Source organism: Methylobacterium sp. WL19 (assembly GCF_008040005.1).
In the GTDB taxonomy this organism is placed as follows: domain Bacteria; phylum Pseudomonadota; class Alphaproteobacteria; order Rhizobiales; family Beijerinckiaceae; genus Methylobacterium; species Methylobacterium bullatum.
The window spans coordinates 1-11,510 of sequence record NZ_VRVC01000150.1 but is presented as its reverse complement, the minus strand read 5'-3'; the positions used below and the strand labels follow the sequence as shown (position 1 = coordinate 11,510).

At 67.4% G+C, this 11,510-nt stretch carries 10 protein-coding genes; 6 read left to right on the top strand and 4 right to left on the bottom strand.

Annotation, left to right across the window (positions count from 1 at the left end; translation table 11 throughout):
- Window positions 1-164: 164 nt before the first annotated feature.
- On the bottom strand, window positions 165-1,154 hold the full coding sequence (locus tag FV220_RS21760) for an Ldh family oxidoreductase (protein ID WP_147833194.1): 990 nt from the start codon (window positions 1,152-1,154) through the stop codon (window positions 165-167).
- Between the two features lie 260 nt (window positions 1,155-1,414).
- Here FV220_RS21760 and FV220_RS21755 point away from each other — a divergent pair, with 260 nt between their 5' ends.
- The 3 genes from FV220_RS21755 to FV220_RS21745 all read left to right on the top strand — a co-directional run bounded on the left by FV220_RS21755 (window position 1,415) and on the right by FV220_RS21745 (window position 4,686).
- Complete coding sequence (locus FV220_RS21755) at window positions 1,415-1,711, top strand: hypothetical protein (RefSeq protein ID WP_056146782.1); 297 nt, start codon at window positions 1,415-1,417, stop codon at window positions 1,709-1,711.
- A gap of 311 nt (window positions 1,712-2,022) precedes the next feature.
- Window positions 2,023-3,126: a tlde1 domain-containing protein gene (locus FV220_RS21750; RefSeq protein ID WP_147833193.1), complete on the top strand. Its 1,104-nt coding sequence runs from the start codon at window positions 2,023-2,025 to the stop codon at window positions 3,124-3,126.
- 387 nt (window positions 3,127-3,513) lie between these two features.
- A complete protein-coding gene (locus tag FV220_RS21745) occupies window positions 3,514-4,686 on the top strand; it encodes a zinc-dependent alcohol dehydrogenase (protein ID WP_056250990.1) in 1,173 nt (390 codons plus the stop codon).
- Window positions 4,687-4,750: 64 nt separating this feature from the next.
- On the opposite strand, the gene FV220_RS21740 is transcribed toward FV220_RS21745, so the two are convergent.
- Both FV220_RS21740 and FV220_RS21735 read right to left on the bottom strand, forming a co-directional pair.
- On the bottom strand, window positions 4,751-6,031 hold the full coding sequence (locus tag FV220_RS21740) for a D-serine ammonia-lyase (protein WP_147833192.1): 1,281 nt from the start codon (window positions 6,029-6,031) through the stop codon (window positions 4,751-4,753).
- Window positions 6,032-6,118: 87 nt separating this feature from the next.
- Entirely contained in the window at window positions 6,119-6,583 is a 465-nt protein-coding gene (locus FV220_RS21735; RefSeq protein ID WP_056146793.1) for an Lrp/AsnC ligand binding domain-containing protein, read from the bottom strand.
- Window positions 6,584-6,743: 160 nt separating this feature from the next.
- On the opposite strand from FV220_RS21735, the gene FV220_RS21730 reads away from it, so the two are divergent.
- On the top strand, window positions 6,744-7,754 hold the full coding sequence (locus FV220_RS21730; protein ID WP_018043348.1) for a 1-aminocyclopropane-1-carboxylate deaminase: 1,011 nt from the start codon (window positions 6,744-6,746) through the stop codon (window positions 7,752-7,754).
- Window positions 7,755-7,764: 10 nt separating this feature from the next.
- Here the strand turns inward: FV220_RS21730 and FV220_RS21725 are convergent, their stop codons facing one another.
- A complete protein-coding gene (locus FV220_RS21725; protein WP_147833191.1) occupies window positions 7,765-8,673 on the bottom strand; it encodes a LysR family transcriptional regulator in 909 nt (302 codons plus the stop codon).
- Window positions 8,674-8,840: 167 nt separating this feature from the next.
- Between FV220_RS21725 and FV220_RS21720 the strand changes: the two genes are divergently transcribed.
- A complete protein-coding gene (locus FV220_RS21720) occupies window positions 8,841-10,376 on the top strand; it encodes an ABC transporter substrate-binding protein (RefSeq protein ID WP_147833190.1) in 1,536 nt (511 codons plus the stop codon).
- A 192-nt stretch (window positions 10,377-10,568) separates the two neighbouring features.
- Window positions 10,569-11,483 (top strand): ABC transporter permease, encoded by a 915-nt coding sequence (locus FV220_RS21715; protein WP_056146795.1) that lies wholly within the window; start codon window positions 10,569-10,571, stop codon window positions 11,481-11,483.
- Window positions 11,484-11,510 lie beyond the last annotated feature (27 nt).

Here is an 11,510-nt window from a genome sequence, read left to right as displayed (position 1 = left end):
TCCGACCCCCGAACGGGCGACGCCGCCCTGCGCCAGCGCGGCGTCGCCCGTTCGGGGGTCGGAGGAGGTGAGGTCATGGGCCGGCCCGAAGCAAGACGATCGTGATCGCGGTCAAGCCGCCGTCGGGGCCGAAGGTTGCGAGGGACCTCTCGGTTCGAGCGTCGTCACAGCCGCTCGATCTCCGCCAGCAGCGTCTCCGAGAGGGTGATCCCTTCCTCGGCGGCACGGGCGCGGGCGGCGAAGCGGCGTGTTCCGGGCAGCCGCGCGCCGTCCTGTTCCGCCACCGAGCGGGCCATCACGGCGAAGCGCTCCAGGGCATTGCCGGCAAAGGCCGTGGCGTCGATGGCGAGGATGAGCTGGCCGGTGGCGGGAGGCTCGCCCTCGGCATCGAGGAAGGACGTGGCTTCGCTGGCGAAACGCGCTCCGGTGAGGCCGGCGGCGAGCAGTTCCACCATGAGGGCGAGGGCCGTGCCCTTGGCATCGCCCAACGGCACCATGGTGCCGGCGAGCGCCGCCACGGGGTCCGTGGTCGGGTTGCCCTCAGCGTCGAGGGCCCAGCCCTCGGGGATCGCCTCGCCGCGCTGCTTGGCGGTGATGATGTTGCCGCGCGCCACCTTCGACAGGGAGAGATCGACGATGACCGGCTCCGCCCCCGGCAGCGGGCAGGCGAAGGCGATGGGGTTGGTGCCGAAGACCGGCCGGGTTCCGCCCCAGGGCGCCATGGAGGCGGGGGCGTTGGCGAACAGGATGGCGACGAGACCCTGTTCGGCCAGAGCCTCCACCGGCCGCCCGGCCGCCCCGCAATGGTGCGAGCGCCGGATGGCGGCCGCGGCGATCCCCTGTGCGCGGGCGATCTCCGGCAGGAGGGCGATGGCCGTGTCGAGGGCCGGATAGGCGAAGCCGTGGGCCGCATCGATGGCGAGCAGTCCCGGTTTCGGCCGCGCGCTCGTGACGACGGCATCGCCGACGACCTTGCCCGCCCGCACCTGTTCGCCATAGGCCAGCAGCCGCATGAGCCCGTGGGTCCGCAGCCCGTCGGCTTCCGCCGCGACGAGGGCGCGGGCGACGCTCTCGGCATTAGCAGGCGCGGTTCCGCAGCGGACCAGGGTGTCCGTGGCGAGGCGATGGGCGGCGTCGAGTCGAAGGATCGGCATGGCGTGGCCTTAAGACAGCTCTCCGTGGCCTGTCGAGGGAGAAGTCCGGCTCCGCACCGGGCATCGCCGGGGTCGGCTCTAAGCTGAACGTTCCCGATGGTATGATTTAAGACAAAGCAGCCGGCGGATAAGCTGAGCCGTGGTCGTCAGCCGGTGTGCGACGTATTCTAAAATGAAAATTTCCGGGGCGTTATTTCATTGAACCATGTGGGCAGTGCGACGTTATTAGGTCAATTTCGTAAGACATGAGGAAATAGACTATGCAGATCAAGACATTCGCCATCGCTGCCGCCTTCGCCGTTTCGCTGAGCGGCGCGGCCTTCGCCCAGACGGCCGCTGGCGGCGGAAGCGCCGAGGGCAACATGAACAATCCCGGCAGCGTGAAGAGCAACGGTGAGAAGGGGGCGGAGCGCATGGGCGGCGCCAACACCACCGGCTCCACCATGGCTCCGGGCATGGCGACCGACGTCCCCTCCAATGCGACGCCGGGCGCGCCGGCCGGCTCGAATGGTGGCAACGCCGCCACCGGCAGCGGTGCGGCTCCCAGCGGCAAGTAAGGTTTCGGGGCGCCCGCCACAAAGGCGGAGTGCCGGATGTATGAAGAGACCGCCCCGTCCGCCGAAAGGCAGGCGGGGCGCTTTCATATGGGGGCCGGAAGGTGTTCGGGCGGCCAGTACATTCTCTCGAAAAACATGCTCACGATTTATCGGTGATTAACCAACTTCGCGCTGAATGGGAGGCATCAAGGTTGATGGTTCCCTAAAACGACATGGACGATCGATGTGACCTTCGCGGGGCTCTTGGCGGAGCTTGGCGAGGTCGTTCGAGGGCCGTGCGGGCAGGGTACGCGTATCCGAGTACAGCCCGCATGATCGACGATGCGTCCACCTATCGCCGCCGCCCACGCCGTTCCCGGCCGCGCAGCCGCGTTCTTCTGAAGACGGCCGTCGTCGCGCTGTTCGTCGCGACCTTTCCCCGGTTGACCGGGTTGGACACGCCCGTGCCCGCCGCGACGGCGCCATACGCCGGCCGGCAGGTCTCCCCCGAGGCAACGCCCGCCGCCGCCGTCCGCAGCTATGCCTGGATGCTCGACCCCTCCCCCGCCTTGGGTGCGCGGACGCCGGACTGGCGTGCCTCTGAGCCCATGCAGGTGGCCGGGTTCGCGGCCCCGCAAGCCTCGCCCGTCGAGATCGCCCCCGGTATCGCGCTCGCCGCCGTGGCGCCGGCCTCCTCAGAACTCGCACCCGCTTCAAGGCCGCTCCAGCAGACGGCCCGCCTCGTCCAGCCGATGCCCGCCCCGGTGCCGCGGCCCTTCGACCTGAAGCCCCTCGCCCGCGAGCCGCGCCTCGCCACCCGCCGCCCGTCGTCGCGGACGGTGGTGGCGGCCCGCCAGGACGTGGAGGCCGAGCGGTCGTTCTTCGAGACGGTGTTCGGCCGGCGTGATCCCGAACGCAGCCCCGCTCCCGCCCTCGCCTATGCCTCCGCCGATACGGGCGCCATCGATCTGAGCCAGCGCCGGGTCCTCGACCGCGTGCCCGCCACGGCGGGCGGCGGGACCGCGATCTACGACATCAGCGCCAGCACGGTGACCCTGCCGAGCGGAGAGCAGCTGGAGGCCCATTCCGGCCTCGGCCAGCACATGGACAACCCGCGTCTCGTCCATGTCCGCATGCGCGGGGCGACGCCCCCCGGCACCTACGATCTGACCGAGCGCGAGGCCCTGTTCCACGGGGTGCGCGCCATCCGCCTCAACCCCGTGGGCGGCAGCGCCGCCATCCACGGCCGCGACGGCATCCTCGCCCATACCTACATGCTTGGACCGAGCGGCGCGTCCAACGGCTGCGTGGTGTTCAAGGACTACAACCGCTTCCTGCAGGCCTATCTGCGCGGCGACATCCGCCGCCTCGTGGTGGTGGCCGGCCACAAGGGGGACGCGCCGGCCTCGTTCACGGCGAGGCTGTTCGGCCGCTGATCCCCGGTCGTCTCCCATCCGGCCGATACCCGTCCGACATACTCTTGCTACGCCCCGAGGTTAGTCAGAGACGCGTCCTGCCTGTCGCAGGCCAACCTCGTGGCGTGCCGTGGCAGAGCGGCAGTCTTTCCTGCCGAGGCGGCAAATGACTTATGTTTGATCGTGGTATTTTTCGGCGTCAATAGCCTGTCTTGATTCATACAAAGCGCGTTGCGATATGCTCAAGCTCGAACTTGCTTGAACCGGTGCAATCGACATTCTGGAACTCATGGACTCGGCTGGTGTTTTCCACCGGAGCCCTCGGCGACGGGGTTCGGCCCTGCGGCGTCAAGGCCGCCACGGGCGGTCCCGGCGATTGTCCTGACATTCCGGTTTCGAAAGAGCGCAATGAAAGCACTGTGTTGGCACGGCAAGGGTGACATCCGCTGCGATACGGTGCCCGATCCCCGGATCGAGGATGCGCGCGACGTCATCATCAAGGTGACGTCTTGCGCCATCTGCGGCTCGGACCTCCACCTGATGGACGGCCAGATGCCGACCATGGAGAGTGGCGACGTCCTCGGCCATGAATTCATGGGCGAGGTGGTCGAGGTCGGCCAGGGGTTCACCAAATTCAAGAAGGGCGACCGCATCGTCGTGCCCTTCAACATCAATTGCGGCGAATGCCGGCAGTGCAAGCTCGGCAACTGGTCGGTCTGCCAGCGCTCGAACCGCAATGCCGAGATGGCGGCCGCGCAGTTCGGCTACACCACCGCCGGCCTGTTCGGCTATTCGCACCTCACCGGCGGCTATGCCGGCGGCCAGGCGGAATACGTGCGCGTGCCGATGGCCGATGTGGGACCGATGCTGGCGCCGGAAGGCGTCGACGACGAGTCGCTGCTGTTCCTCACCGATATCCTGCCTACCGGCTGGCAGGGTGCCGAGCATTGCGAGATCAAGGGCGGCGAGATCATCGCGATCTGGGGCGCGGGTCCGGTGGGGCTGTTCGCGATCCAATCCGCCAAGATCATGGGCGCGGAGCGCATCATCGTCATCGAGACGGTGCCGGAGCGGATCGAACTCGCCCGGAAATACGGTGCCACCGACATCATCGATTTCATGAAAGAGGACGTGTTCGAGCGGATCAAGGAGATCAGCAAGGGCGAGGGCGCCGACGGCGTGATCGACTGCGTCGGCATGGAGGCCACCGCCGGCCACGGCGTCGCGGGGATCGTCAGCACCCTGCAGGAGACATTCACCTCGACCGAGCGCCCCTACGTCCTCATGGAGGCGATCAAGGCCGTGCGCCCCTGCGGGATCGTCTCGATCCCCGGCGTCTACGGTGGCCCGCTTCCCATCAATATGGGCTCGATCGTGCAGAAGGGGCTGACCCTGAAGAGCGGCCAGACCCATGTGAAACGCTACCTGGAGACGCTGACGAAGCTGATCCAGGAGGGCAAGATCGACATGACCTCGATGATCACCCACCGCTCCACCAACCTCGCGGACGGCCCCGACCTCTACAAGACGTTCCGCGACAAGAAGGACGGCTGCGTGAAGGTGGTCTTCCACCCGAACTGACGGCATGTGCAGGGATATGGCCCGGAACGAGGCCATATCCCGTCATAGGCCCGGGGCTTCATCGTTATCCCCGCGCCAGGGCGTCCTGAAACTCCGCCTCCGGCAGAAGCGCCCCGCCAGTGGTCCAGACCACATGCGTCGCCCGCGCAGGTGCGGCGGCGTCGAGATAGGGCCGGATTGCGGCGAACCCCGCCGCCGCCGAGGGTTCGAGCCGCAGGCCCGGATCGGCCCAGAGGCGTTTTACCCAGGCGAACAGGTCGGTATCGGCGACCGTGACCACCGCCTCGATGAGCGGGCCGACCGTGCCGGCCACCAGCATCGAGGCACCCGCCACCGCGAGCCCATCGGCGGCGGTGCGGTTGTCGAGGCCGATCTCGTAGACGTCCACCGGGCGCGACAAACCGGCGGCGAGCTGCACCAGCATGCAGGGCGAGGCCACCGGCTCCACGAAGATGCAGCGGATGGTGTCGCCGAACAGCAACTTCAGGCCGAGCGTGACGCCGCCGGGCGCGCCGCCGACGCCGCAGGGAAGATAGACGCAGAGCGGGTGGGCCGGATCGACCCTGATCCCGGCCTCGTCCAGCTGGCGCTGGAGGTCGAAGGCCGCCGCCGCATAGCCGAGGAACAGGTCGACGGAGCTTTCGTCGTCGACGAAATGGGCGTCGGTCCGCCCCTCGAAAGCCGAGCGTGCCGCCGCGACCGCGCTGCCGTAATCGCCCCGATGCTCGACCACCCGGGCGCCGATATCCCGCAAACGCTGCTTCTTCCACGCCTTGGCGTCGTGGGACATGTGGACTTCGACCGCGAAGCCCAGCGTCCGCGCCATGACGCCGACGCTGAAGCCGAGATTGCCGGTGCTGCCGACCGCGACCGTGTGCGCCCCGAACGCCTCTCGTGCTTCGGCCTCCGCGAGCCGGGCATAGGAATCCCCCGGCCATAGCAGGCCCTTCTCAAGCCCGAGCCGCTCGGCATAGACCAGTACCTCGTAGACCCCGCCCCGCGCCTTGATGCAGCCGGTGACCGGCAGGTCGTGATCGGCCTTTACCCAGACCGCGCCGCCGGTCGGACCGGCGATGGCCTGCGCGATAGGATCGGAGAGGGGCATCAGGGGCGAGTCGATGCGCCCTGTGGCGAGATCGTCGAAGAGGTGGCGCAGCAGTGGGTCGAAGCGGCGCCAGCGTGCCTCCGCCTCCTCCACATCGGCCAGGGAGAAAGCCTGGCTCGGCAGGAATTCGGCGGCCGGCCGGAGATGGGGATTGAGCCAGGTGGTGGGCCGGGCCTCCCGCACGCTCGCCGGAATGGCGTCGAGGGAGGGGGCGGGCGACGTGTCGGCATCCGTGCTCATGCGGTCCGTTCTCCTGTGATCCCGATGGCCCCGGCGTTGTCGCGGCGCTCGATGGACCAGTGCCACGGCCTCGCGCAAGCCTCGCCGTCAGAGATCCATCGGCGCATTGTCCACCACCTCCTTCATGACGAAGAAGGTCCGCGTCTGCCGCACCCCCGGCAGCGCGATCAGGGTCTCGCTGTGCAGGCGGTTGAAATCCGCCATGTCGGAGACGCGGATCTTCAGGAAATAGTCGAAATCCCCGGCCACGAGATGGCAATCGAGCATGGTCGGCATCGCCTGGGCGGCGGCCTCGAACGCGGCGAAGCTCTCCGGCGTCGAGCGGTCGAGCACGACGCCGACGATGACGAGGGACCCCCGCCCGACCTTCTCCGGCGCGATCCGCGCATGGACGCCGCGGATGTAGCCCTCGTCGAACAGGCGCTGCGTGCGGCGGTGGCAGGTGGCGGCGCTGGTATTCACCCGCTTGGCGATCTCGGCATTGTTCATGCGCCCATCGGCCTGGAGCAGGCGCAGGATCTTCAGATCGATCCGGTCGAGCGATGGCGACATGGAAGAACCTTCCGTATTTTCAGCAGAAACGATAGCTAATACTAAGCTTGACGGACTATGACCCGCATTTTTGTGGCATAATTCGTCGTCATTCGAGAGCACCTTTCGCGCGAGTTTTGCTAGCGTTTGGTTCTCACTGATGCGAGGACGTTGCCAAGCCATGCTGTCGAAATTCGAGCGCTATCCCCTCACCTTCGGCCCGAGCCCGATCGAGAAGCTGTCGCGCCTCACCGACCATCTCGGCGGCGATGTCGAGATCTACGCCAAGCGCGAGGATTGCAATTCCGGCCTGGCTTACGGCGGCAACAAGCTGCGCAAGCTCGAATACATCGTGCCCGATGCCATCGCGAGCGGAGCCGATACGCTTGTCTCCATCGGCGGCGTGCAATCCAACCACACCCGCATGGTGGCGGCGGTGGCCGCCAAGATCGGGATGAAGTGCCGGCTGATCCAGGAAGCCTGGGTGCCGCACGAGGATGCGGTCTACGACCGGGTCGGCAACATCCTGCTCTCGCGCATCATGGGCGCGGAGACGCAGCTCGTGGATGACGGGTTCGACATCGGCATCCGCGAGAGTTGGAAGGCTGCCCTGGAGGATGTGAAGGCCAAGGGCGGCAAGCCCTACGCGATTCCCGCCGGCGCCTCCGTGCACAAGTTCGGCGGCCTCGGCTATGTCGGCTTCGCCGAGGAGGTCCGCGCGCAGGAGGCCGAGATGGGCCTGCGCTTCGACTACATCGTCGTGTGCACCGTCACCGGCTCGACCCATGCCGGCATGGTGGTGGGCTTCGCCGCCGATGGCCGCGCCCGCAACGTCATCGGGATCGACGCCTCCTGCACCCCGGCCCAGACCAAGGCGCAGGTGCTCGACATCGCGCAGAAGACGGCCGCCCTCATCGGCGCCCCCGAGATCACGGAAGACGATGTGGTCCTCAACGAGGATTACGCCTACCCGGTCTACGGCGTGCCCTCGAAGGAGACCGTCGAGGCGATCCGCCTCTCGGCGCGGCTCGAGGCCATGATCACCGACCCGGTCTACGAGGGGAAGTCGATGCAGGGGATGATCGATCTCACCCGGAAGGGGTTCTTCCCCAAGGGCTCGAAGGTGCTCTACGCCCATCTCGGCGGCGCGCCGGCCCTGAACGGCTACAGCTACACGTTCCGGAACGGCTGATCGGGACGGTTCACGCCCTGCCGGGCTCCGCCGGCGGCAGGGCGGCGATGAGCTGGCTGAGGAACGCCTGCGCCGCATGCGGCAGCTTGCGGTCCCGCATCAGCTGGACCTGAATGCCGCGCCGCAGGCTCGCCTGTGATTGGATCGGGATGCAGACCAGTTCGCCAAGGCGCACCGGCGTCTGCACCGAGAGGGCCGACATCAGCGCGATCCCCTTCGTCCGCCGCACGAAGGGGAGGAGCGCCGTGAGGATGTTGGAGGTCAGCGTCGGCTCGATAGCGATGCCCTCCGCCCGGCAGGCCGTGTCGAAGACGAGACGCGCCGTGGTGTCGAGGGGCGGCATCGCGATCGGATAGGCCTGGAGTTCGTCGATCCGGATCGACGCCCGGCCGGCCAGCGGATGGTCGGGGGCCGCGAGCGCCACCATCTCCACCGTCGCGTCGTAGATCACCGTGACGAGGTTCGTCGGCGCAAGCACGAAGGTGATGCCGATATCGGCGTCGCCCGCCGCCACCACCTGCGTCACCTGCGCCGGCGGCAGGACCTGAATCTCGAACCGGATACCGGGATGGCGCGCGTGAAACTCGGCGATGGCGTTCGGCAAGAGGTCGAGGGCGAACCCTTCCGCCGTGGCGACGCGGATGAAGCCCCGCGCTAGCCCCTGCAATTCCTGGATCTCGGCCGCGACCTGCTCGGCCCGTACCAGGGTCTGGCGCGCATGCTGGGCCAGCAGCTCTCCCGCCGGGCTCAGGACCATGCCGCGGGGACGGCGCTCGAACAGGACGCAATCGAGCTCCGCCTCCAGATTGGCGATCTGCCGGCTGATCGCCGAGGCCGCGACGTTGAGCTGGGCGGAGGCCGCCGCGATGGAGCCCGTGCGGGCAACGGCGAGGAAATAGCGCAGGCCTGACATCTGCATGGTCGATCTCCCGAGCCCCGCCGGCTGCACGAGCATTGCCGAAACGGCACGGCAAGCTTCGACAAATTCTACTTGTTGCGATGCAAAATGCACAACATCATGGCACGACGAAAAAAGCGGCAGGACGGGTGCGCAAGTGTCCGTCGCGATGTCGCGGAGCTGAAGGGATGCAGATCATGGCGAGATACCTTCCCGCGGCAGGCGCCACACTCGCTCTCCTGCTGACGACGTTCAGTGTGCCGGCGCTCGCCGGCAAGGCCAACGACACCCTGGTCTATGCCTCTGATACCGAGCCGGAAAACGTCAGCCCGTATCACAACAGCGCCCGCGAGGGCGTCGTGCTCGCGCGCAACGTCTGGGACACCCTGCTCTACCGCGACCCGAAGACCGGCACGTATCAGCCGATGCTGGCCACCGCCTGGAAATGGGTCGACCCGACCACCCTCGAACTGACCCTGCGCGAGGGCGTGACCTTCCATAACGGCGACGTCTTCGGCCCCGAGGACGTGGCCTTCACCTTCAATTACGTGCTGACGCCGGAAGCCCGCACGGTGACGAAGCAGAACGTCGACTGGATGAAGTCGACGGAGGTGGTGGACGCCAAGACCGTCCGCATCCACCTCAAGACCGCCTTCCCGGCCGCCCTCGAATACCTTGCCGGACCGACGCCGATCTTCCCGGCCGCTTACTTCAAAAAGGTCGGCCTCGACGGGTTCGCCAAGGCTCCCATCGGCACAGGCCCCTACCGCATCACCAGCGTCGAGAACGGACGCGGGGTGAAGATGGAGCGCAACGCCAAGTACTGGCCCGGCAGCCCGATCGGCACGCCCAAGATCGGCAAGCTCGAATTCCGCGTCATCCCCGATGCCGACAGCCGCATGGCCGAGCTCGTCACCGGCGGCATCGACTGGATCTGGCGGGTGCCGAGCGATCAGGCCGACCAGCTGAAGGGCGCTCCCAACGTCACCGTGCTGAGCGCCGAGACCATGCGGGTCGGCTTCCTGCAATTCGACACGCTCGGCCGCGCCAAGGAGAACTCACCCCTGAAGGATCCCCGCGTCCGCCAGGCGATCTCCTACGCCATCGACCGCAAGGCGATGGTCGACAACCTCGTCCGTGGCGGCAGCCGCGTCATGAACGCGGCCTGTTTCATCGACCAGTTCGGCTGCACCGACGAGGGTGTGCCGCGTTACAGTTACGATCCGGCCAAGGCCAAGGCGCTCCTCAAGGAGGCCGGCTATCCCGACGGGTTCGAGATCGATCTCGGCGCCTATCGCGAGCGCGACTACGCCGAGGCCGTCATCGGGTATCTCCGCGCCGTCGGCATCACCGCCCGGCTCAACTACCTGCGCTACGCGGCGCTGCGCGACATGATCCGGGGCGGCAAGGTCTCCATCGCCTTCCAGACCTGGGGCTCGTTCTCGGTTCTCGACGTCTCGGCCTTCACCGGCGTCTACCTCAAGGGCGGTGACGAGGACCTGACCAAGGATCCCGAGACCATCGCGGCGCTCCAGGCCGGCGACGGCGCCACCGATTCGGCCGCGCGCAAGGTGAAATACGCCGAGGCGCTCAAGCGCATCGCGGCTCAGGCCTACATCCTGCCGCTGTTCTCCTACTCGACCAACTACGCCTTCACCTCGGACCTGACCTTCACGGCGCAGCCCGATGAGTTGCCGCGCTTCTACGCGGCGAGCTGGAAGTAAGGGTTCCAAGGGCGCCGGTTCTGTCAGCAGACCGCGTCCCTCTCCCCCTTGTGGGGAGAGGTCAGGAGTGGGGGTGGTTCGGCGACCCTCGCTCAGTCGAGGCTGGCGGAGCGACCCCCACCTCCAACTCCTCCCCACAAGGGGGAGGAGGGCCGCGTCGCGACTGGCCCAACCGAACGAGGACTATGGCCCATGCTCAGGTTCATGCTGCAACGCATTCTCGTCGCCATCGCGGTCGCCGTGACGGTGTCGGTGGCGAGCTTCATGCTGCTGCACCTCTCCGGTGACCTCGCCGCCGCCATTGCCGGGCCAGAGGCCACCTCCGCCCAGGTCGAGGCGATCCGCGTCCAGTACGGGCTGAACCAGCCGATGCTGGCGCAATTCACCGCCTGGGCATGGAAGGCCCTGCATTTCGATTTCGGCAATTCCTTCTACTTCCGAGAGAGCGTGGTCGATCTCCTCGCCTCCCGCATGCCGATCACCCTGTTCCTCGGCGTGGTGGCGCTCGCCGTCGCCCTGTTCGTGGCGATCCCGCTCGGCGTGCTGGCGGCGGTGAAGCGCGACACCTGGATCGACCGGCTCGCTCTGTCGGTCTCGGTGCTGGGCCAGGCGATGCCGAGCTTCTGGTTCGGCCTGACGCTCATCATGATCTTCTCGGTGAATCTGCGCTGGCTTCCGGTGTCGGGCAACACGACCTGGAAGCACTTCGTGCTGCCGGCCGTCGCGCTCGGCTACTACGCCATGCCGGCCGTGATGCGGCTCACCCGCAACGGCATGTTGGAGGTGCTGGCCTCCGACTACGTGCGCACGGCCCGCGCCAAAGGTCTCCCACCGCGAAAGATCCTGATCCGGCATGCGCTGCGCAACGCCGTGATTCCGGTGATCGCGCTCGCCGCCGTGCAGTTCGGCTTCATGCTCGGCGGCTCCATCGTCATCGAGGCGGTGTTCTCGCTCCAGGGGCTCGGGCAGCTCGCCTGGGAATCTATCGCCCGCAACGACTTCCCCGTGGTGCAGGCGATCGTGCTGGTCCTGGCGATGATCTACATCGCCCTGACGCTGGCCGCCGACCTCCTCAACGCTTTCCTCGATCCCCGGCTGCGCCAATGACCCTTCAGCCGTCCTCCTCCCCGGTGG

Coding starts and splice junctions, on each gene's coding strand:
- FV220_RS21740 (WP_147833192.1), bottom strand. CDS start 6,031: ATGAGCACGGATGCCGACACGTCGCCCGCCCCCTCCCTCGACGCCATT.
- FV220_RS21735 (WP_056146793.1), bottom strand. CDS start 6,583: ATGTCGCCATCGCTCGACCGGATCGATCTGAAGATCCTGCGCCTGCTC.
- FV220_RS21745 (WP_056250990.1), top strand. CDS start 3,514: ATGAAAGCACTGTGTTGGCACGGCAAGGGTGACATCCGCTGCGATACG.
- FV220_RS21750 (WP_147833193.1), top strand. CDS start 2,023: ATGATCGACGATGCGTCCACCTATCGCCGCCGCCCACGCCGTTCCCGG.
- FV220_RS21760 (WP_147833194.1), bottom strand. CDS start 1,154: ATGCCGATCCTTCGACTCGACGCCGCCCATCGCCTCGCCACGGACACC.
- FV220_RS21755 (WP_056146782.1), top strand. CDS start 1,415: ATGCAGATCAAGACATTCGCCATCGCTGCCGCCTTCGCCGTTTCGCTG.
- FV220_RS21715 (WP_056146795.1), top strand. CDS start 10,569: ATGCTCAGGTTCATGCTGCAACGCATTCTCGTCGCCATCGCGGTCGCC.
- FV220_RS21720 (WP_147833190.1), top strand. CDS start 8,841: ATGCAGATCATGGCGAGATACCTTCCCGCGGCAGGCGCCACACTCGCT.
- FV220_RS21725 (WP_147833191.1), bottom strand. CDS start 8,673: ATGCAGATGTCAGGCCTGCGCTATTTCCTCGCCGTTGCCCGCACGGGC.
- FV220_RS21730 (WP_018043348.1), top strand. CDS start 6,744: ATGCTGTCGAAATTCGAGCGCTATCCCCTCACCTTCGGCCCGAGCCCG.